Origin of the sequence: Streptomyces sp. NPDC086077 (assembly GCF_040686175.1) — a bacterium.
In the GTDB taxonomy this organism is placed as follows: domain Bacteria; phylum Actinomycetota; class Actinomycetes; order Streptomycetales; family Streptomycetaceae; genus Streptomyces.
Map to the genome: position 1 here is coordinate 1 of NZ_JBFBJT010000054.1, position 20709 is coordinate 20709.

Annotated in this window: 15 protein-coding genes; 2 read left to right on the forward strand and 13 right to left on the reverse strand. The window is 71.1% G+C overall.

Annotated features, from left to right (window positions below; all coding sequences use genetic code 11):
- Positions 1-133: 133 nt before the first annotated feature.
- Positions 134-667, reverse strand: coding sequence for an alkyl hydroperoxide reductase (locus tag AB0O67_RS17610; RefSeq protein WP_365450946.1), 534 nt, complete (start codon positions 665-667; stop codon positions 134-136).
- Positions 668-674: 7 nt separating this feature from the next.
- Entirely contained in the window at positions 675-1229 is a 555-nt protein-coding gene (locus AB0O67_RS17615; protein WP_365450948.1) for a peroxiredoxin, read from the reverse strand.
- Between the two features lie 135 nt (positions 1230-1364).
- Between AB0O67_RS17615 and AB0O67_RS17620 the strand changes: the two genes are divergently transcribed.
- Positions 1365-2321, forward strand: a complete 957-nt coding sequence (locus AB0O67_RS17620; RefSeq protein ID WP_365450950.1) for a LysR substrate-binding domain-containing protein — start codon at positions 1365-1367, stop codon at positions 2319-2321.
- Position 2322: 1 nt separating this feature from the next.
- Here AB0O67_RS17620 and AB0O67_RS17625 read toward each other — a convergent pair whose 3' ends face one another.
- From AB0O67_RS17625 to AB0O67_RS17645, 5 genes are all read right to left on the reverse strand, one after another.
- Entirely contained in the window at positions 2323-4653 is a 2331-nt protein-coding gene (locus AB0O67_RS17625) for an FtsX-like permease family protein (RefSeq protein ID WP_365450952.1), read from the reverse strand.
- Positions 4650-5336: an ABC transporter ATP-binding protein gene (locus AB0O67_RS17630; protein WP_365450954.1), complete on the reverse strand. Its 687-nt coding sequence runs from the start codon at positions 5334-5336 to the stop codon at positions 4650-4652. Before AB0O67_RS17630 ends, AB0O67_RS17625 begins: the two co-directional genes overlap by 4 nt.
- Positions 5333-5857, reverse strand: a complete 525-nt coding sequence (locus AB0O67_RS17635) for a PadR family transcriptional regulator (protein ID WP_365450956.1) — start codon at positions 5855-5857, stop codon at positions 5333-5335. The genes AB0O67_RS17630 and AB0O67_RS17635 overlap by 4 nt, the downstream gene beginning before the upstream one ends.
- A gap of 104 nt (positions 5858-5961) precedes the next feature.
- The gene (locus AB0O67_RS17640) at positions 5962-6210 is read right to left on the reverse strand and encodes a hypothetical protein (protein WP_365450958.1); all 249 of its coding nucleotides are present in this window, start codon (positions 6208-6210) and stop codon (positions 5962-5964) included.
- Positions 6207-7142 carry an SPFH domain-containing protein gene (locus AB0O67_RS17645; protein ID WP_365450960.1) on the reverse strand — a complete coding sequence of 312 codons (936 nt, stop codon included), beginning with the start codon at positions 7140-7142 and terminating at the stop codon, positions 6207-6209. The genes AB0O67_RS17640 and AB0O67_RS17645 overlap by 4 nt, the downstream gene beginning before the upstream one ends.
- Before the next feature lie 237 nt (positions 7143-7379).
- Between AB0O67_RS17645 and AB0O67_RS17650 the strand changes: the two genes are divergently transcribed.
- Positions 7380-9734 (forward strand): transglycosylase domain-containing protein, encoded by a 2355-nt coding sequence (locus AB0O67_RS17650; RefSeq protein ID WP_365450962.1) that lies wholly within the window; start codon positions 7380-7382, stop codon positions 9732-9734.
- 40 nt (positions 9735-9774) lie between these two features.
- Here the strand turns inward: AB0O67_RS17650 and AB0O67_RS17655 are convergent, their stop codons facing one another.
- From AB0O67_RS17655 to AB0O67_RS17680, 6 genes are all read right to left on the reverse strand, one after another.
- Positions 9775-11844 carry a SpoIIE family protein phosphatase gene (locus tag AB0O67_RS17655; RefSeq protein WP_365450964.1) on the reverse strand — a complete coding sequence of 690 codons (2070 nt, stop codon included), beginning with the start codon at positions 11842-11844 and terminating at the stop codon, positions 9775-9777.
- A gap of 290 nt (positions 11845-12134) precedes the next feature.
- Positions 12135-12827, reverse strand: a complete 693-nt coding sequence (locus AB0O67_RS17660; RefSeq protein ID WP_365450966.1) for a DUF402 domain-containing protein — start codon at positions 12825-12827, stop codon at positions 12135-12137.
- Between the two features lie 83 nt (positions 12828-12910).
- Positions 12911-14326, reverse strand: a complete 1416-nt coding sequence (locus tag AB0O67_RS17665) for a class II fumarate hydratase (protein ID WP_365450968.1) — start codon at positions 14324-14326, stop codon at positions 12911-12913.
- Positions 14327-14402: 76 nt separating this feature from the next.
- Entirely contained in the window at positions 14403-18260 is a 3858-nt protein-coding gene (locus AB0O67_RS17670) for a WD40 repeat domain-containing protein (RefSeq protein ID WP_365450970.1), read from the reverse strand.
- Positions 18257-18664, reverse strand: a complete 408-nt coding sequence (locus tag AB0O67_RS17675) for a hypothetical protein (RefSeq protein WP_365450972.1) — start codon at positions 18662-18664, stop codon at positions 18257-18259. Before AB0O67_RS17675 ends, AB0O67_RS17670 begins: the two co-directional genes overlap by 4 nt.
- A 216-nt stretch (positions 18665-18880) precedes the next feature.
- Entirely contained in the window at positions 18881-20551 is a 1671-nt protein-coding gene (locus AB0O67_RS17680; protein WP_365450974.1) for a fumarate hydratase, read from the reverse strand.
- Positions 20552-20709 lie beyond the last annotated feature (158 nt).

Sequence of the window (20709 nt, forward strand, 5' to 3'; positions counted from 1 at the left end):
AGCTTCCTGCGGCCCTGGGCCACCGTCCGTGTCTTGCGGATCTCGAACATCGCACCCCTTGAGCTGGGGTGTTGCGACGACCGCTAGAACTCAAGGATCGGTGTGCGGGGCCTCGGCGTCAGGCTCGGCAGGACTACTCGGCGAGTGCCGCCTCGGCGTCCAGGGTGACCGCGACCGCCTGGACGACGGAGGCGATCTTGAAGGACTCCTGGATGACCTCGCGGTCGACGCCGGCCTTGCGCAGGACCTGCTCGTGGGAGTCGAGGCACATGCCGCAGCCGTTGATGGCGGAGACGGCGAAGGACCACAGCTCGAAGTCGACCTTGTCCACACCGGGGTTGCCGATGACGTTCATCCGCAGACCCGCGCGCAGGGTGCCGTACTCGTGGTCGGACAGCAGGTGCCGGGTGCGGTAGAAGACGTTGTTCATCGACATGATCGCCGCGGCGGACTTGGCCGCCGTGTACGCCTCCGGCGACAGCGCCGCCTTGGCCTCCGGCTCCAGCTCGCGCAGCACGATCGGGGAGCGCGCGGCCATGGCGGTGGCCAGCACCGTGCCCCACAGCTGCTGGGCCGGGAGGTCGGAGTTGCCGATGACCGAACCCAGGTTGAGCTTCAGGTCCTTGGCGTAGTCCGGGATACGGGACTTCAGGGTGTCGAGGGACATGCGTGGATCACTCCCCGGCGAGCAGGGCGACCGGGTCCAGCGTGTCCTCGCCCTTGCTCCAGTTGCACGGGCACAGCTCGTCCGTCTGGAGCGCGTCGAGGACCCGCAGGACCTCCTTGGGGTTACGGCCGACGGAACCCGCGGTCACCATGGTGAACTGGATCTCGTTGTTCTGGTCGACGATGAAGACCGCGCGCTTGGCGAAGCCTTCCTCGTCCTCGATGCCCAGGTCGCGCATCAGCTCGTGCTTGGAGTCGGCCATCATCGGGAACGGCAGGTCCCGCAGGTCGTCGTGGTCCTTGCGCCAGGCGTGGTGGACGAACTCGGAGTCGCCGGAGAAGCCGAGGACCTGCGCGTCACGGTCGGCGAACTCGTCGTTCAGCTTGCCGAAGGCGGCGATCTCGGTCGGGCACACGAAGGTGAAGTCCTTGGGCCAAGCGAAGATCACCTTCCACTTGCCCTCGTAGGTCTTGTGGTTGATCTCCTCGAACTCGTTGCCCTTCTCCAGCGAGACACAGGCGGTCAGTTCGAACTCGGGGAACTTGTCACCGACAGTGAGCACTAGCTCTCCTTGCAGCGCAGGAAGACCCGCTTCTGACGAGTCTTTCCCATGGGTTGGACGTGGCCGATCGTGGCACAACGCGCATTGATTCGGGAAATAGCTACACTCGGTCGAGTTGATCGGAGGTAGCTATCAGTGACCGTTGGTAACACCAGTAGGCGGCGTCAGCCCAGCCTCGCCCAACTGCGCGCGTTCGCCGCCGTGGCCGAGCATCTGCACTTCCGCGACGCCGCCGCCGCGATCGGCATGAGTCAGCCCGCCCTGTCCGGAGCCGTCTCCACACTGGAGGAGGTCCTCGGTGTCACGCTCCTCGAGCGTACGACCCGCAAGGTGCTGCTCTCACCCGCCGGTGAGCGGCTCGCCGTGCGCGCCAAGGCGGTCCTGGCCGAGGTGGGCGCCCTGATGGAGGAGGCCGAGGCCGTGCGGGCGCCCTTCACCGGCGCGCTGCGGCTCGGTGTGATCCCGACCGTCGCCCCCTACCTGCTGCCCACCGTCCTGCGGCTGGTGCACGACCGCTACCCGCACCTCGACCTCCAGGTGCACGAGGAGCAGACCGCCAGCCTGCTGGACGGGCTCACCTCGGGGCGGCTCGACCTGCTGCTGCTCGCCGTGCCCCTCGGGGTCCTTGGAGTCAGCGAACTGCCGCTGTTCGACGAGGACTTCGTCCTCGTCACGCCGCTCGACCACTGGCTCGGCGGACGCGAGGGCATTCCGCGGGAGGCGCTCAAGGAGCTCAACCTGCTTCTTCTCGACGAGGGGCACTGCCTGCGCGACCAGGCCCTCGACATCTGCCGCGAGGCCGGCCGCGAGAACGCGCCGGTCACCACGACCGCCGCCGGGCTGTCCACCCTCGTCCAGCTCGTCGCCGGTGGCCTGGGCTGCACCTTGCTGCCGCGTACCGCCGTCAAGGTGGAGACGAGCCGCAGCAATCAGCTGCTCACCGGGTACTTCTCCGACCCCGCGCCGACCCGCCGGATCGCGCTGGCGATGCGGACGGGCGCGGCGCGCGGCGCGGAGTACGGGGAGCTGGCGGCCGCACTGCGCGAGGCACTGCGGCCGCTTCCCGTACGCGTGTTGAACGGCGCCGAGTAGCTCACTCGGTGCGCAGGCCCTCCGGCCGCATCATCCGCAGCAGGGGCGGCAGGCTGAGCAGCGTGACGACGAGGACGACGCCCGCGCCGATGCCGATCATGGCCAGCACGCTCGACCAGTCCACGCTCAGCGCCGTGGTCGTCATCTTCAGCAGGACGGTACCCAGGGTGAGCCCCACCACCGAGGCCAGGGTCAGTCCCAGCACGATCGGGATCGCCGTCTGCCACAGCACGGACAGGCTCAGCGTGCGACGCCGGGTGCCGAAGGCCACCAGGGCCGACAGCAGCTTCCTGCGTTCGCGCAACTGCTCCAGCTGGGAGACGAGCAGGCTCGCACCGATCAGGGCCAGGACGCAGGCCGCGCCGACGAACAGGCCGGTGCGGATGGAGTCGTAGCGGCCGGCGCGCTCGGTGGAGGCCCACACCATGGGGTCCGAGAGCGGGTCGACCGCCGCCGAGGTGTTGCGCACCAGGTCGCGCACCTCCGGCCTGGTGTCGTCGATCTTGAGGTACACCTCGCTGCTCGTCGTTCTCAGGGCCGCCTGCGGCAGGGCCTTGGGCGTGACCAGGAACCCGCCCCGGGGCTCACCCGTCAGGCCCGGCAGGGCGGTCGCGTCGCGCACGGCCGGCACCTTCCACGCGGCCTCCGCGCCCTTGGGGCTGCCTTCGTAGGTCGGGTCGAAGTAGAGCGTCCGGCCCGGCTTCGCCAGCCCGGCGGTGTCGGTGTCCCGCTCCCCGCCGGCCAGCGCGAAGACGTCCCCGTCCCGGCACGACGGCAGCTTCGCCAGGACCCGGAGTTCGGCGCAGTCGCCGACCGTCACCTGGGCGCCGTGCTCGGGGTCCTCGCGTCGTTCGCCGAGATAGCCCTCCGAGAAGGCGTAGACCTTGCGCACGCCGTCGGTCCGGCGGAACTCCTCGGCGGCCGCGGCCAGGGGAACGCCCTCCGAGAGCCGCACCTGCATCTGCGCCCTGCTGAGGTCGTAGTCGGTCTGCCGGGTGAAGTCGCTCTCCACCCCGGCGAACAGCATCTGCAACGCGATCGCCCCGGCGACCGCCACGGCGATGCCGTTGACGGTGCGGGCCGCCGCGCCGCTGCTCAACTGGAGGCGGCGGACGGCGAGCTGCCAGGAGACCGAACCCGCACCGAGCCGCGCGACGACCGTCTCGACGATCCACGGCAGCAGCGCGGTGACGCCGATGAGCAGCAGCATCACGCCGCCGACGACCAGGTACTGGTTGAAGTTCCCCTGGTCACTGCCCTGGCCGATCATCGGGGCGAGCATGCCCAGGCCGGCCAGCGGCAGCAGCAGCCGCCACCAGAGCCTGCGGCGGCTCGGCTTGGCCGTGCGCACCACGCCGAGCGGTTCGATGACCACGCCGCGCAGCGCGAGGAGGGTGACCAGCACGGCCGCCGCCGGGACCAGGACCGCGACCAGCGCGGCGAGGGCGGGGGAGGGGTTGAGGTAGCTCGGGAAGACGCTGACGTCGAACACCTCCGCCTGCCCCGCGAGCTGGCGTCCGACCAGGAAGAAGCAGGTGCCGAAGACCAGGCCCAGCAGCGAACCGGCCAGTGCCTCACCGGCCGCCACCCGGCGGGTCATCCCGCTGTCGGAGCCGACCAGCCGCAGCGCCGCGAGCCGCCGGTCGCGTCCCTCGCCGCCGAACCGCACGGCCGCGGCGACGAAGACGCCCACCGGCATCAGCAGGACCACGAAGACCACGAGGACCAGCAGCAGCAGTACCGGGTCCCAGGGGTCGGAGTTGCCGCGGATCGGCTCTCCGAACCGTTCGATCCGGTGGACCGCACCCTGGCCCAGGTGGGCGGAGAGCCCTTCGGCACCGCGGTAGAAGGCGAGTTCGGCGGATCCGACCAGGCCCGGCTCACCGATCGTGCCCACGATCCGCTCCGGCAGCCGCTCGCGCAGCAGCTTCCCGTCGGGCGACTCCAGCAGCTCCTTGAGCCGGGGCGAGACGACCATCTCGCCGGCCCCGGGCATCGCGTCGACGCCGGGCGGCAGCGGTGCCTTCGGGCCCTCGGGATCCAGCGCCCGGCCGCGGACGTTCACGTCGCGGAAGGTGGTGCCGACGATGGCGACCAGCAGGGTGGAGTCCGACTTCGGCCGCTCCGTCGGGTCGAACGTGTAGTCCGTGCGGGCCTGTTCGCGTTCGTGCCGGGCGTCCAGCGCGCTCGGGATCGCGGCCGTGAGCAGCAGCAGCGCCACGCCGAGTCCGACGCCGACCGCGGTGAGCACAGCGCGCACCCAGCCGCCCCGGCCGGTGAACGCGAACCCGAAGCCCATGGCCAGGTCACGAAGCGACTGACGGAGCCTCATACGACCCGCTCCATGTCCCGGGACTTGCCGTCCCGTACGACGATCTCGCGGTCGGAGTAGGCGGCGACCCGCGCCTCGTGCGTGACGAGGACGACGGCGGCGTTGGTGGAGCGGGCCGCGTCCGTCAGCAGTTCCATCACCCGCTCGCCGTTGAGGGAGTCCAGCGCGCCGGTGGGCTCGTCGGCGAAGAGCACGCGCGGGCCGGTGACCAGGGAGCGGGCCACGGCGACGCGCTGGCCCTGCCCGCCGGAGACCTCGCCGGGCCGCTTCTTCCCTATGCCGTCGACCTCCAGACGCTCCATCCAGGACAGGGCGGTGCGCTCGGCGGCCTTGCGGGACGCGCCGTTCAGGCGCAGCGGCAGGGCCACGTTCTCGACGCACGTGAGCTCGGGCACGAGCTGGCCGAACTGGAAGACGAACCCGAACTCCGAGCGCCGCAGCGCGCTGCGCCGGGCGTCGTTCATCGTGGCCATCTCCCGGCCGTCGTAGCGGATCGAGCCATTGTCGGGCGGGACGATGCCGGCGAGGCAGTGCAGCAGGGTGGACTTCCCGGAGCCGGAGGGGCCCATCACGGCGACGACCTCGCCGGGGTGGATGGAGAAGTCCGCGCCGTCCAGGGCGGTGGTGGGGCCGTACGTCTTGTACAGTCCCTCGGCCACGAGCAGGGCACCGGTGGGAGTCACTTCGTCACCACCTCCGCGAGCCTGTCGAGCCGTGCGGCGGTCAGTTCCAGCCACCGCAGGTCCGCCTCCAGATGGAAGAGCGCGTGGTCGCAGATCAGCTGGTCCGCGAGATCGCCCTTGCGCTTGCGGTCGGTGAGGATCCGCATCAGGCGCAGGTGCTCGGAGCGCTGGGTGTCGAGGATGTCGGCGGCGTCGCGCCGGGTGAGCAGGGCGAGGACGACCTTGGTGTAGAGGGTCGACTGGAGGTACGGCTCCGGCTTCTCCGGCGTCGCGAGCCACCGCTCGACGTCGGTGATGCCGGCGTCGGTGATGGCGTAGCGCTTACGCTCCGGCCCGCCGCCCGGCTCGATGCCGTCTACCTCGACGAGGCCGTGCTTCAGCAGCCGGGACATCGTCGAGTAGACCTGGCCGTAGTGCAGGGGCCGGTCCTGACCGAACTTCTCGTCGAAGGCCCGCTTCAGGTCGTAGCCGTGGCGGGGGCCGGACTCCAGGAGTCCGAGGAGAGTGTGACCGATGGACATGCCGAGCACTCTACATACCGGGTATACGTCGGGTGTATACGCACGGTGTGTAGATCGTGGGAAGGGGTGCGTCGCCGCAGGTGCGAGAGATTGTCACGGTTCTGCTACTGCGGCGGGGGGCCTCCGGGCGGCCGGCCCCGGCGGGGCAGGGGCCCGGCGTCGCCGGGCAGCCGGCCCGCGTCCTTGAGGGCCTTGCGGAGCAGGAACTCGATCTGCGCGTTGGCCGACCGCAGCTCGTCCGACGCCCAGCGGGCGAGCGACTCGTACACCGACGGATCCAGCCGCAGCAGCACCTGCTTGCGCTGCTGCTGCGGCCGCCGCTTCGAGGAAGTCCCCTCGGACGGATCCGTCACTGGTAGAGCGTCCCGGTGTTGACGACCGGCTGGGCGGCCCGGTCACCGCACAGCACCACCATGAGGTTGGACACCATCGCCGCCTTCCGCTCGGAGTCCAGCTCCACGATGTCCCGCTCGGTCAGCCGGGCCAGCGCCATCTCGACCATGCCGACCGCGCCGTCCACGATCTGCCGGCGGGCCGCGACGACCGCGCCGGCCTGCTGCCGCTGGAGCATCGCCGAGGCGATCTCGGGGGCGTAGGCGAGGTGCGTGAAGCGGGACTCGATGATCTGCACGCCGGCCGCCTCCACGCGCGCGTGCAGTTCGACGGCGAGCTTCTCGGTGATCTCCTCGGCGTTCTCGCGCAGCGAGAGGCCGCCCTCCTCGTGGGAGTCGTAGGGGTACTCGATGGCGATGTGCCGCACGGCCGCCTCGGTCTGCGTGGAGACGAACTCGATGTAGTCGTCGACCTCGAAGGAGGCCTGCGCGGTGTCCTCGACGCGCCACACGACGACCGCGGCGAGCTCGATCGGGTTGCCGTAGGCGTCGTTGACCTTCAGGACCGCGGTCTCGTGGTTGCGGACGCGGGTGGAGATCTTGGTGCGTGAGGTGAGCGGGTTCACCCAGCGCAGGCCGTCCTGCCGGATCGTGCCGCGGTAGCGCCCGAAGAGCTGGACGACGCGGGCCTCGCCCGGCGCCACCATGTTCAGCCCGCACATCGCGACGAACGCGGAGATCGCGACCAGGATGCCGAGGACGATCAGCGTGGCCTTGAGGCCGGCCCCCGTGACGGTCGTGGCGCTGACGATCATGGCGATGCCGCCGAGCAGCCCGATCAGGCCGAGGAGCAGGGCGAGCCCGCCGCCGATGCTGTGCGCCTGGAACTCCCGGACGCGTGGGGCGGGCATCTCCGGGACGTCGGCGACGGCCGGTGAGTCGTGCGTGGACATGAGGGGTCCCCCGTTTCTAGTTTAGCTCTTTCCTAGCTAAGTGATATCACTTTACCCCGACACGGCAACCTCAACCCCCCTTCGGGCGTCGGTTCCGTAGGAAGGCGTGCTGATTGTCACGTCCGTAAAAGACCGAAAGAGTCGGACTTTGTCATAGAGGGCGGTGTTAGCTTTCTGAGCTGACCTGAGCCACGGAACCGAAGTGACACCCGAGAGCGGAGCGGAGCGAACGGACCCATGGGACGAGCGGAAGACAGACGAGCGCGGCAGCGAGGTGGCCACCGCGCGGCGCCGAAGAACCGCCGTTCGTCGCGCGCTGCGAGCCCGGAAGGCCCGACCGGCCCCGGCCGCCGGCGGGGCAGGCCCGGCAAGTCCGGGAAGAGCGGCATACGCAGGCTGTTCACCTGGCGGAAGATGCTCGGCACCTTCCTCGGCCTGTGCCTGCTGGGCATCGGCGGCTTCATCCTGCTGTACCTGCTGGTGTCCGTCCCCGAGGGCAACGCGGCGGCGAAGCTGCAGAGCAACGTCTACAAGTACAGCGACGGCACGGTCCTGGTCCGCGACGGCGAGGTCAACCGCGAGGTCGTCGACCTGGCCAGGGTGCCCAAGGCCGTCCAGCGGACCTTCGTGGCCGCCGAGAACAAGTCCTTCTACCAGGACAACGGCGTCGACCTGAAAGGCACGACCCGAGGCCTGCTCAACACCCTCAGCGGCAAGGGCGCGCAGGGCGGTTCGACGATCACCCAGCAGTACGTCAAGAACTACTACCTCAGCCAGGAACAGACGGTCACCCGCAAGCTCAAGGAGCTGGTGATCTCGCTGAAGGTGGACCGCCAGATGTCCAAGGACGACATCCTCGCGGGCTACATCAACACCAGCTACTACGGCCGCAACGCCTACGGCATCCAGGCCGCGGCGCAGGCCTACTACCGCGTGGACGCCGACGAACTCACCGTCGAGCAGGGCGCGTACCTCGCCGCGCTGCTGCAGGCGCCGAGTCAGTACGACTGGGCGGTCGCCTCGGAGACCAGCAAGCGACTGGTGAAGAACCGCTGGAACTACGTCCTGGACAACATGGTCGAGAAGCGCTGGCTGGGCGCCTCCGAACGCCAGGGGATGAAGTTCCCGGTGCCGAAGGAGCCGCAGGGCAATCCCGGCATGGAGGGCCAGACCGGCTACTGGGTCGACGCGGCCAACGCGGAGCTGGCCCGGCGACTGGTCGCCCAGGGGACGGCGCAGGACCAGGACCAGGCCCTCGCCATGGTCAAGCGCGGCGGCTGGAACCTGACGCTGAACGTCGACAAGAAGAAGCAGGCCCAGCTGGAGAAGGCCGCCGAGGAACAGTTCGCGAGCAAGCTCGACCCGAAGAAGCGCAAGGTCGACGCGAACATCCAGCCCGGCGCCGTGTCCGTCGACCCGAAGACCGGCAAGGTCGTCGCGATGTACGGCGGCGTGGACTACGTCAAGCACTACACGAACAACGCGACCCGCCGCGACTACCAGCCGGCCTCCACCTTCAAACCGGTGATCCTGGCCGCCGCCGTGGAGGAGGCCGCCGAGACCCAGGACGGCGAGCCGATCACCGCGAACACGATCTACGACGGTGACAGCCGGCACCAGGTCACGGACAGCGGCGAGAAGGTCGGCTTCGCCCCGCCGAACGAGGACGACGTCGACTACGGCGACGTCACCGTGCAGACCGCGATGAACAAGTCCATCAACTCCGTCTTCGCCCAGATGGGCGTCGACGTCGGCATGGACCAGGTGATGGAGGTCGCCGGCGAGCTCGGCATGGACACCGAGGGCATGCAGGCGGTGCCGGCCCAGACGCTCGGCTCCATGGGCGCGAGCCCGCTGGAGATGGCGGGGATCTACGCCACCCTCGACAACCACGGCAAGAAGGTCACGCCGGCGGTGCTGGCCTCGGCCGAGCACAAGGACACCGTGGTGGACCTGCCGGACCCCGTCGGTGATCAGGTCATCAGCCGGGAGTCCGCCGACACGGTCACCTCGGTGCTCACCGGCGTGGTCGACGACGGCACGGCCCGCAGGTCGGTGCGCGACAACCCGGAGCGTCACGGGCAGCAGGTGGCCGGCAAGACGGGTACCTCCGACTACGGCAGGTCCGCCTGGTTCACCGGCTACACCCCGGACCTGGTGACCTCGGTCGGCCTGTTCGGCCAGGACGCCAAGACCGGCAAACAGGTGAACATGGCGGGCGCCACCGGCACCCTCCCGGGCAAGGGCCGAGTCAACGGCGGCGGGTTCCCGGCACAGATCTGGGCGGCCTACACCTTCGGCGTGATGGACGAGGTCAGCAAGTTCGACCTGGACACCACCCAGGGCGCCGCGGTCAAGCCGACCTACACCCCGCCCCCCAGTGACGAGCCGACCACCGAGGCTCCCACCTCCGAGCCGCCGACGTCGGCACCCCCGACGTCCGAGTCCCCGACCCGGACGCCGAGTCAGACGCCGAGCCAGACGCCCAGTCAGTCGCCGCCGTCGCAGACTCCCTCGACGGAACCCCCGCCGTCCATACCGACGACCCCGACGACCCCGGAGAACCCGTTCCTCCCGGACGACGAGCGATAGAAGAGGGCGCCCGGCGGATTCAGCCGGGCGCCCTCTCGGTTCACCCGCGATTCAGCTCGAACCAGACGACCTTCCCGGTGCTGAGCCGAGTCGCCCCCCACCGCCGGGCCAGCCGGTTCACCAGATACAGCCCACGCCCGCCCTCGTCCGTGGCACGGGCCTGCCGCAGGCGCGGCAGCTGCGGCACGTCGTCGCCCACCTCGCAGCGCAGCACGTCCGTCCGCAGCAACCGCAGCGTCACCGGCCGCGACGCATATCGCACGGCGTTGGTGACGACCTCACTGATGAGCAGCTCGACGGAGTCCGTCAGCTCCTCCATGTCCCATCGGGACAGCGCACCGCGGGCCAGCCGCCGGGCCTTGCCCGGTGCCATCTCCTCCGGCTCCAGGTACCAGTACGCCACATCGCTCGGCGCGATCCCGTCGAACCGGGCGGCGAGCAGCGCGATGTCGTCGTCCCGGTCGCCCGGTCCGAGCATGTCCAGCACCTCGTCGCACAGCGCTTCCAGCGGCGGCGGATGATCCGGCCCGGTGAGCTGCGCGGTCGCGGCCAGCTTCTCGCGCAGCTGCTCTATGCCGGTCCACACGTCGCGCAGCCGGGACTCGACCAGCCCGTCCGTGTACAGCAGCAGCGTCGCCCCGGCCGGCGCGTCCAGCTCCACCGCCTCGAAGTCGACTCCGCCGACACCGATCGGCGCGCCCGCCGGGACGCGCAGTACCTCGGCCCGCCCGCCCAGGTGCAGCAGCACCGGTGGCGGATGGCCGGCGTTGGCGATGGTGATCCGGTGCGACACCGGGTCGTAGACCGCGTACAGACAGGTCGCCATCCGGTCGGTGCCGAGTCGCTGGGCCTGCTCGTCGAGGTGGTGCAGCACCTCCTGCGGCGGCAGGTCGAGCCCGGCGAGCGTCTGCGCCGTCGTGCGCAGCTGGCCCATGATCGCGGCGGACGTCATGGAGTGACCCATCACGTCGCCGACGACGAGCGCGACCCTGCTCCCGGGCAGCGGGATGGCGTCGTACCAGTCGCCGCCGACCCGTGCGGTCTCGGCGGCCGGCAGGTAGCGGGAGGCCAGCCGGACACCCGTCGGCTGCGGCAAGGTCTCGGGCAGCATGGTGCGCTGCAACTCGTCGGCGATGTACGCCTCGCGGCCGTACAGCACCGCCTTGTCGATGCCGAGCGCGCTGTGCGTGGCGAGCTGGGCCGCGATCAGCAGGTCGTCCGCCTCGAACGCCAGCCGCTCCGGGCGGCGCAGGAAGACCGCGGCGCCGATGACGCGCCGGCGGCCGCGCAGCGGGGCAAGGATGGCCCGCTGACCGGCGGGGATCACCGCATCGCCGTTCTCGCCGAGCAGTTCGGGCAGCGCGGCACGGGCGGCGGGCGCGTCGGCGAACACGGGACGTACCCCGCGCAGCACCTCGGCGAGCGCGCCCCCGGGCCGTACCTCGCACAGCTCGGCGGTCAGCGTCGACAGCTCCGACGGCTCCGGCTGGAGCACCGGCGCGAAACCGCCCTCGGTGTCCCGCTCCTCCGGGATCCGGTCGGTGCGCCGCAGCCGCAGCACGACGGGGCCCGTGGGCCGCTCGTCGCCGACCGGCAGCGGATCGCGCAGATAGACGAGGATCGCGTCGGAAAACGTCGGCACGGTGGCCCGGCACAGCCCCATGACGATCTCGTCGAGGTCGATGCCGCGGGCGATCCGGCGGGTGGCGGCGCCCACGAAGCGCAACCGGTCGCCGTCCCGCCGCATCGGCGTGGGCCGGCCGAGCGGGGACGGCTGGCCGGTACGGCGATCCTGGCCGCCGGGGCCCGAACGCTCCGGGTCGATGCCGGGCTGCGCCGGGATGGCCTCCGGCGCCGGGCGCGGGCGGTGGTTGTCGGGCTCGGCCGCGGCCGGCTGGGAGTGCTCAGGACCGGTGGCGCCGCCGGGCGTCACGGAAGTGCCCGAGGGCGTCTCACCGGTGCTGCGGGCCTGTGCGGGTAAAGCGGCGGCACCGGAGGTCAGCGGCGCCGCCGGGGTACGCAGGAGCGCCCCGCGGGGATCCGCGGGGTCGACGCCCGCCTGGGGGCGCTCGAAAGATGTCGGCTGCTCCGTCACGCGTGTCGAATCCATCCGTCCGGGGCCGTGCGCGCCTTGTACCGCGCGTGCAGTTCGTCCCGCCGAAGTCCCGATACCCGGAATACATGCCCCAGGAACGGAATTCCCGTGTGGTCAGAGGCTGTTCCCGTGCCACCGGCGCACCGCCCGCTGCCCGCACGGGGGTTGCCCTCGTAGCCCTCGCTCACGTCCTGCCGCCCCTCGGTGACATCCGGTCAAGCTCACTGCGCGTCCCGCGAGTTGTCGCCGCGCGCCCCTTGCGGAGGACGATCCTACGTTTCCCGCCCGGGGGCGCGGCAAGGGTCTCATGAGGACACACGCGCAGGCATACGATCCCAGTCCTCCGGAAGTGAGGGTACGGCCCAGGCCGGATCCGGCCGCCAGTGCTGCCAGCCGTCGGCGAACGGCGGCCCCCAGGCGCGGATCACCTCCACCGCGGCCCGCCCCGCGTCCCGGACGTGTGCGGCCTGCGCGGCGTCCATCAGGCCGTCCCGCTGGGCCTGCGCGAACTCGTCCTCGTCCCGCCAGTGCCAACTGCGGTCCGGGTGCACGGAGATGTCGAGAAAGTGATCCTCGGAGTCCACGCCGCCGCTCCAACGCGCCAGCGGCTGCTCCAGGTTGACGTACCAGTTCTTGAACTGCCACCCCGGGTCCCAGAACAGCCACACCGACCAGGGTTCACGAGGCCGGGCCAGCTTCAGCACACCGGTGCCGAACCAGCGGTCGCGCTGCACGGTCCGCGGCTTGGTGTAGCGCGTCTCCAGGGGCTCCAGGTGCACCGGCGTCCCGTCGGCGAGCACCGGCTTGACGCACTCCGTGCCCGGCGCCATCCACACGGCGAGCAGGTCGGCGTCGTCGCGCACGACGGTGACGGGGCGCGCGATGTGGAAGCGGTCGCCTGCGTTCTCCCGGTACCGCCACAGGATGTGACTGCCCGGTGCCCAGAAGGCCGTGGCTCCGCCCGCTTCCACGCGTCTCACCGCTCCGTCGTCCGTCATGCACAGATATTAGGTGTCACCGGCATACGACGCTGCGGCGCGTGTCACGGTTCACGCGCCGGTCACACGGCCCCGTGTGCCGGTCACGGGTGTGTCATCCGCAGGACGTCCAGCGCCTCGTCGAGCTGCTGCACCGTGAGGTCGCCGCGCTCCACGTAGCCGCCCTCCAGGACGACCTGACGGATCGTCTTGCGCTCGGCCAGCGACTTTTTGGCGACCTTGGCGGCCTCCTCGTACCCGATGTACTTGTTCAGCGGCGTCACCACGGAGGGGGACGACTCGGCGTACTCGCGGGCGCGTTCCCGGTTGGCGGTGATGCCGTCGACGGTCCGGTCGGCGAGCAGCCGGGAGACGTTGGCGAGCAGCCGGACGGACTCCAGCACGTTCTTCGCGATGACCGGGAGCATCACGTTCAGCTCGAAGTTGCCGGAGGCGCCCGCCGTGGCGACCGTGGTGTCGTTGCCGACGACCTGGGCGCAGACCATGAGCACGGCCTCCGGGACGACCGGGTTGACCTTGCCCGGCATGATCGACGAACCGGGCTGGAGATCGGGCAGGTTGATCTCGGCGAGCCCGGTGCGCGGCCCGGACGCCATCCAGCGCAGATCGTTGGCGATCTTCGTCAGTCCGACGGCGATGGTGCGCAGCTGCCCGCTGGTCTCGACGATCCCGTCCCGGGCGCCCTGCGCCTCGAAGTGGTTGCGGGCCTCGGTGAGCGGCAGGCCCGTCGCGCGGGCCACCTCCGCGATCACGGCCGCCGGGAAACCGGGCGGGGTGTTGATGCCGGTGCCGACCGCCGTGCCGCCGAGTGGCAGTTCGGCGAGCCGGGGGAGCGAGGCCTCCAGCCGCTCGATGCCGTAGCGCACCTGGGCGGCGTACCCCCCGAACTCCTGGCCCAGCGTCACGGGTGTGGCGTCCATCAGATGGGTCCGTCCCGACTTCACCACGTCGGCGAACTCCTCCGCCTTGCGCTCCAGGGCGGCGGCGAGGTGCCGCAGCGCCGGGATCAGGTCGCGCAGCACGGCGGCGGTGGCGGCGATGTGCAGGGAGGACGGGAAGACGTCGTTGGACGACTGGGACGCGTTGACGTGGTCGTTGGGGTGCACGTCCCGGCCGAGCCGCTCGCTCGCGAGGGTCGCGATGACCTCGTTGGTGTTCATGTTGGACGAGGTGCCGGACCCCGTCTGGAACACGTCGACGGGGAAGTGCTCGTCCCAGCGCCCCTCCGCCACCTCCCGCGCGGCCTCCTGGACGGCCTCCGCGATGTCCTTGTCGATAACGCCGAGCTTGGCGTTGACGGTCGCGGCAGCGGCCTTGATCCGTGCGAGCGCCTCGATGTGCGCGCGCTCCAGCCGCTGCCCGGAGATCGGGAAATTCTCCACGGCCCGCTGGGTCTGGGCCCGCCACCTGGCGTCGGCCGGGACCCGCACCTCGCCCATCGAGTCGTGCTCGATGCGGTACTTCTGGTCGCCGTCGTCGGCGTTCGTCGTCTTCGTCATCGTTGTGGTACCTCCAGGTGGGAAGCGCGTCGCCTGCGGGGGCGTATTCCCGGTCCAGGATCGCGCGAGCCGGCTGTCAGCCTCCGCAAGGGGGCTCGTACGGCAGGTCCGGCGACACGTACTCCCTCCAGCGGGCGGCGGTCAGGGCGTGCCGGGTGGCGGCGCACAGCATCGACCGCGCACGGGCGGTGTCGGTCTGCCAGACGCGCAGCGTGCCGTCACCGCCGCCGGTGACGAGGTGGCCGCCACGCGGGGCGTGCGCCAGCGCCGACACGGAACCGCCGTGGCCGCTGACCGGATAGCCGTACGCGCCGGCGCGGGCCGGATCGGAGACGTCCCACAGCCGGACCTGGCCGATGGCGTTCCCGCTGGCGAGCAGGGTGCCGTCAGGGGAGAAGCCGACGCTGTTGGTGATGCCTCCGGTGAGGAGGGGCTCCCCGACGGCGGTCGGTGAGCGGGGCCGGGAGACGTCCCAGAGCCTGACCTTGCTGTCCCCGCCACCGGTCGCGACCAGGCTCGCGCGGGGGCTGGCCGCGAGGGCGAAGACGAACTGGGAGCTGCTCGACTCGCCCGTGAGGGAGGGCACAGCGCCGTCGGCGGTGCGCCAGACACGCAGGACGCCGGTGGTGTCGGCCGTGTACACGTACCCGCCCCGCGGTGCGGCGGCCATGCCCCTGACCGGCATCTGCTGTCCGCGCAGCTCACCGTCGCCGAGCGGGTCGGGACGGCCCGGGTCCGAGACGTCCCAGATCCGCAGACCGCCTCCGAAACCGCCGCTGATGATCTGGGAGGCGGCCATGAGGGAGCGCCCACCCGCGTCGAAGGCCAGCGCGCCGACGGGCTTCGTCTGCCCTGGCAGCGCGCCCGCGACCGGCGAGGGGCGGGCCGGAGCCGAGACGTCCCACAGCCGTACGTCGCCGCCGACCTCCCCGGTGGCCAGCAGCGGGCCGCGGGCCCGACCGGGCCGGAAGGCCAGCGCGTTGACGGCGGAAGGAAACGACGGGAGCGTGCCCAGCGAGGTCAGGCGGGTCGGCTCGGAGACGTCCCAGAGCGTGACCCGGTTGCCGGACGCCGCCGCCAGCAGCCGTCCGTCGGAGCTCACCGCCATCGATTCGACGCCGCTGCCTGCGCCGGTGACGGCCAGCGTGCCGGGCAGCCGCCACAGCAGCACCCTGCCGTCGATCCCACTGCTGGCGAGTGTGCGCCCGGTGACGTCGAAGGCCAGGTTGTTGACCGTGGTGGTGTGTCCGCGCAAGGGGGACGCGAGCACCCGGGTGGCGCCGGGCGACCCCGCGTTCCACAGGTGCACGGCTCCCGAGTTCTCCCCGGTGGCCAGGATCCGCCCGTCCGGGCTGAAGGCGAGCGACATGACCGGGCTGTTGAGGAACAGCGTGTTCGCCACCTTCGGGCGGCGCGGCTTCGACACGTCCCAGACGATGGCCCGGTTGTCGCTCCCGGCGCTGACCAGGGTCCGCCCGTCCGGGCTGTACACCACCCGGTTGACGATGTTGTTGTGACCGCCGAGTTCACCGCCGAGCGCCTTCGGGCGGGCCGGGTCCGAGACGTCCCACAGCCGCAGCAGCCGCGAACGGCTGGTACCGGGAGCGGTGCCGCCGCTCACGGCCAGCGTGTCGCCGTCCGGGCTGAAGGCGGTGGAGACGACGACCTGTCCCACGACGGAGTGGACGGTGCTGAGCCGGCGCGGCTGCCTCGGCTCCGCCACGTTCCACAACTCGACGGTGCCGGTCGTGACGTCACCGGTCTGGAAGTACGTCGAGACGGCCAGCGTCCGCCCGTCGGGACCGAACGCCACACTCCACACCGGTCCGCTCGACACGCGCACCGCGGGCGAGAGGGCCACCGGATGCCTGGCGTCGGAGACGTCGTACATCCGCAGGTCACCGCCGTCGCCGACGGCCAGCAGATCGCCCCGCTGGTTGTACGCCGTCCCGGCCGTCCGCCCTTCCCCCGGTGTGATCGCGCCGGTCAGCGGGGCCGGAGCGGCCGGATCGGAGGTGTCCCAGACGCGCAGCGCGCCCGAGGAGGTGGCCAGCCGGCCCGCCCGGCCGAACGAGATCGAGTACACCCTCTCGAACCGCTGCGGCAGCGGCGTGGCGTGAATCGTGCCCGCACCCTGCATCAGCCGGGTGCGCAGGGCCGGCGTCGCCCGCATTCCGTACGCGACGAGGTCGAGCTGCGCGGCGAGCGCGCTGTTGGTGTCGCGCTGGCGGTCCGCCTCGGCGGTGACCCGGTTGAAGATCGCGGCGTCGCGCTGCGCGAGCGCGTCGCTCCTGCGGTCGAAGGCGAACACCGCCAGTGCCGAGGCGATCAGCGCCAGTGTGGTGATCGTCGCGATCGCGCCGCGCCGGATCCGCCGGGCGCGCTCGTCGTGCCGCCGGGAGGCGGCGAGGAACGCGGCGGCCAGCGGCTGGACGTCGTGCCGGTGGTCCGCCGCCCAGGTCCGGGCCTGCTCCAGCCGGGGGCCCCGGTACAGCAGCGTGGCATCGCCGCGCCCGCCGTTCTCCCAGGCGGCCGCCGTTTCCTCCACGTCCTGGCGGACCAGGGCGTGCTGACCGGCCGCCTTGATCCAGTCGCGCAGCTCGGTCCAGGCCCACAGCAGCGCCTCGTGCGTGACCTCCACGGTGGCCTCGCTGTGCGCGACCCCCATGGTGAGCAGCCGGGCGTCGGCGAACCGCTCGACCAACTCCTCGACCGCACCACGATCGGCGGCCGTGCGCAGCAGGTCGCGGCGGGTACGGCGGCGACGGGACACCTCACCGTTCTCGCCGATCCGCACCAGGCCGAGGAAGAACGGCCGCGCCGCGGCCTGGGCCGCGGGCGTGAGGCCCCCGAACACGTCCTGTGCGGTGCGCTCGATCGCGCCGTCGATGCCCCCGGTGTCCCGGTAGCTGCCCACGGTGAGGGTGCGGCCCCTGCGCCCCACCCAGGTGCGCTCCAGCGCGTGGGCCAGCAGCGGCAGTTGACCCGCCCCGTAGGCGGCACCCCCGTCGCGCCAGGCCGTGCCGCGCAGATCGCGCAGGATGAGGTCCACCAGCCCCTGTTCGAGCTCCAGCCGGGCACGGTCCGCAGGGAGCGTCACGGCCCGGCGTACTTCCGCGTCGTCCATCGGGCCGACGATGACCTGATGGGTGTCCAGGACGTCACGCAGATGCGGGAAGGCGAGGCAGGAACCGTAGTGGTCCGCCCGCAGGCCGTAGACGACCAGGGCGAGGGGTTCCCGGGCGTCACCGCCATCGGCCAGCGCGGCCAGCGCCGCCACGAACCGGTGACGTGCCGCGGCGTCCTCGCACGCCGTGAACAGCTCCTCGAACTGGTCGACGACGAGTACCAGCCGCTCGCCCGGAGCCGGCCGGAGCCCCTCCCGCAGCACCGCCGCGAGCCGCTGCGGCCGGTGCTCGACGGCCTCCGCCACCACCTCTTCCTCGGCACCGGTCAACTGGACGAGCCCGGCGGTGAGCGCCCCGAGCGGGTCGGACGTGGGAGTCAGCAGCAACTGACGCCACCGCGCCGACCCCTCGACCTGACCCTTTGCCAGCTCCCAGAGCAGCCCGGCCCGCAGCAGCGAGGACTTGCCCGCACCGGACGGCGCGACGACGGCCAGCGGCCTGTGCTCGTGCAGGCACCGCCGGAGCCGGCCCAGCAACTGGCTGACCACCTCCTCCCGCCCGAAGAACCACTGGGCCTCGTCCAGGCGGAACGCACGCATCCCGGGGTACGGGCACGTGCCGCCGCTCGCGGGGCTTGTGGTCCGGTCGTGGCGCTCACCGGCGGGGTAGTAGTGCTCGTGCCTGTTCACGTCGCCCTGCACGACGATCATGCTCTGCGCCGACTGATACACGGTGCCGTGCTCGGTGGCTCTGGCGCGCAGGACGACGTCCACCCGGCGCTCCCCGGGGTTCTCCGGGGAGGTCATGGCCGATGGACGTTGATGGTGTGGCCCGCCTGGTAGACCGTGCCGCTGTCCCTCGCCTCGGCCTTCATGTCGATGCGTTGCGGTGCCGATTCGCCCTGTCCGGCGCTGAGTTCGTCGACCAGCGCGGTGAGCGCCCGGCGTGCCGCCGGCTCGGCGTCGAGCAGCAGGCGGAAACGCTCCTCCCAGGCCGCGACGAGCCGGGACTCCTCGTTCTCACCCGGCGAGCCGCGCAGTACGTCGACGGCGTCGTCCGTCGCGGACTCCACCTCGTCGGCCTCGGCCGGGCGGTGCCGCCGCCACACGCCCACGACCCGTTCCCGCACCCGTTCCCAGGCGTCGGTGGTGAGTGAGCTCACCACCGTGTTGGCTGCCGTCGTCGCCAGGACGGCCAACTGGTCCTCCATGAGCGTCCCCCGTGTTCCGTACGTGTCCGGTGTGCATGCCGGTGACAACTGCTCTGGGTAGTCTGCCAGTTGCTCTGCGCCCAGTGTGGGGAAGTCGAGACCGGCCGTGCGAGGGCGCGGAGGTGAGGGAACAGTGAACGAGGCCCCGGCACCTTTCCGGTGCGTGGGGCCTCGTGAAGGGGTTCGGTCCGGGAGATCCCGGGGCGTTCCGGCGGGTTACGCCAGCCCGGGTCCCCGAACCGGAATCGACGTGAACGTCGGCTGCTCAGGTTCCCGCGAACTGAAGAAGTCGTTGCCCTTGTCGTCGACCACGACGAACGCCGGGAAGTCCTCGACCTCGATCTTCCAGACGGCCTCCATGCCGAGCTCCTCGTACTCGACGACCTCGACCTTCTTGATGCAGTCCTGGGCGAGGCGGGCGGCGGGGCCGCCGATGGAGCCGAGGTAGAAGCCGCCGTGCGTGCCGCAGGCGTCGGTGACCTGCTGGCTGCGGTTGCCCTTGGCCAGCATCACCTTGGAGCCGCCCGCCGCCTGGAACTGCTCGACGTAGGAGTCCATGCGGCCGGCCGTCGTCGGGCCGAAGGAGCCGGAGGCGTAGCCCTCGGGGGTCTTCGCGGGGCCGGCGTAGTACACCGGGTGGTCCTTCAGGTACTGCGGCATCTCCTCGCCCGCGTCCAGCCGCTCCTTGATCTTGGCGTGCGCGATGTCGCGGGCCACGACCAGAGGGCCGGTGAGGGAGAGGCGGGTCTTGACCGGGTACTTGGTCAGCTCGGCGAGGATGTCGTCCATCGGCTGGTTGAGGTCGATCCTGACGACGTCGCCGGCCTCGTCCAGGTGCTCGTCCGTGGTGTCGGGGAGGAAGCGAGCCGGGTCGGTCTCCAACTGCTCCAGGAAGACGCCCTCGGCGGTGATCTTCGCGACCGCCTGCCGGTCGGCCGAGCAGGACACGGCGATGGCGACCGGGCAGGACGCGCCGTGCCGGGGAAGGCGCACGACACGGACGTCGTGGCAGAAGTACTTGCCGCCGAACTGAGCGCCGATACCGATCTTCTGCGTCAGTTCGAAGACCTTCTCCTCCAGCTCCTTGTCCCGGAACCCGTGCCCGAGGGGCGAGCCCTCGGCGGGGATCTCGTCCAGGTAGTGCGCGGAGGCGTACTTCGCGGTCTTCAGCGCGTACTCGGCGCTCGTGCCGCCGACCACGATGGCCAGGTGGTACGGCGGGCAGGCGGCCGTGCCCAGCGAACGGATCTTCTCCTCCAGGAACTTCATCATGGAGGCCTCGTTCAGGACGGCCTTCGTCTCCTGGTAGAGGAACGACTTGTTGGCGCTGCCGCCGCCCTTGGCCATGACGAGGAACTTGTAGGCGCCGCCGTCGGTCGCGTACAGCTCGATCTGCGCGGGGAGGTTGGAGCCGGTGTTCTTCTCCTCCCACATGGTCAGCGGGGCCATCTGGGAGTAGCGGAGGTTGAGGTTCTTGTAGGCGTCGTAGATGCCCCGGGACAGGGCCGCCTCGTCGCCGCCGTCGGTCAGCACGTTCTGCCCGCGTTTGCCCATGACGATCGCCGTACCGGTGTCCTGGCACATGGGCAGCACGCCCGCGGCGGCGATGTTGGCGTTCTTCAGCAGGTCCAGGGCGACGAACTTGTCGTTGCCGGACGCCTCCGGGTCGTCGATGATCCGGCGCAGCTGGGCCAGGTGGGCCGGGCGCAGGTAGTGCTGGATGTCGTGGATGGCCTCCTCGGCGAGCTTGCGCAGCGCCTCGGGCTCGACCTTGAGGAACGTCCGCCCGTCGGCCTCGAAGGTGGAGACACCCTCGGAGGTCACCAGCCGGTACGGGGTGGTGTCCTCCCCCATGGGGAGAAGATCGGTGTACTCGAACTCAGGCATCGCGCCCATTCCTCACTCACGGCAGACAGCGGCTGGCATCCATTGGCAGCGTCCACAAGCGTAGGACGTGGCACGGACGGCGAGCTTGTGAGGTAAGGCTCAGTTCGAACCGACGTGCCCGGCCCACCTCCTGGGGTGTCGCGATCTATCGTGTGTGG

Bases quoted from the DNA above. Each gene is read 5' to 3' on its own strand.
- AB0O67_RS17650 (WP_365450962.1), top strand. From the start codon at position 7,380: ATGGGACGAGCGGAAGACAGACGAGCGCGGCAGCGAGGTGGCCACCGC.
- AB0O67_RS17645 (WP_365450960.1), bottom strand. From the start codon at position 7,142: ATGTCCACGCACGACTCACCGGCCGTCGCCGACGTCCCGGAGATGCCC.
- AB0O67_RS17635 (WP_365450956.1), bottom strand. From the start codon at position 5,857: ATGTCCATCGGTCACACTCTCCTCGGACTCCTGGAGTCCGGCCCCCGC.
- AB0O67_RS17610 (WP_365450946.1), bottom strand. From the start codon at position 667: ATGTCCCTCGACACCCTGAAGTCCCGTATCCCGGACTACGCCAAGGAC.
- AB0O67_RS17655 (WP_365450964.1), bottom strand. From the start codon at position 11,844: ATGGATTCGACACGCGTGACGGAGCAGCCGACATCTTTCGAGCGCCCC.
- AB0O67_RS17665 (WP_365450968.1), bottom strand. From the start codon at position 14,326: ATGACGAAGACGACGAACGCCGACGACGGCGACCAGAAGTACCGCATC.
- AB0O67_RS17660 (WP_365450966.1), bottom strand. From the start codon at position 12,827: ATGACGGACGACGGAGCGGTGAGACGCGTGGAAGCGGGCGGAGCCACG.
- AB0O67_RS17625 (WP_365450952.1), bottom strand. From the start codon at position 4,653: ATGAGGCTCCGTCAGTCGCTTCGTGACCTGGCCATGGGCTTCGGGTTC.
- AB0O67_RS17680 (WP_365450974.1), bottom strand. From the start codon at position 20,551: ATGCCTGAGTTCGAGTACACCGATCTTCTCCCCATGGGGGAGGACACC.
- AB0O67_RS17675 (WP_365450972.1), bottom strand. From the start codon at position 18,664: ATGGAGGACCAGTTGGCCGTCCTGGCGACGACGGCAGCCAACACGGTG.
- AB0O67_RS17670 (WP_365450970.1), bottom strand. From the start codon at position 18,260: ATGACCTCCCCGGAGAACCCCGGGGAGCGCCGGGTGGACGTCGTCCTG.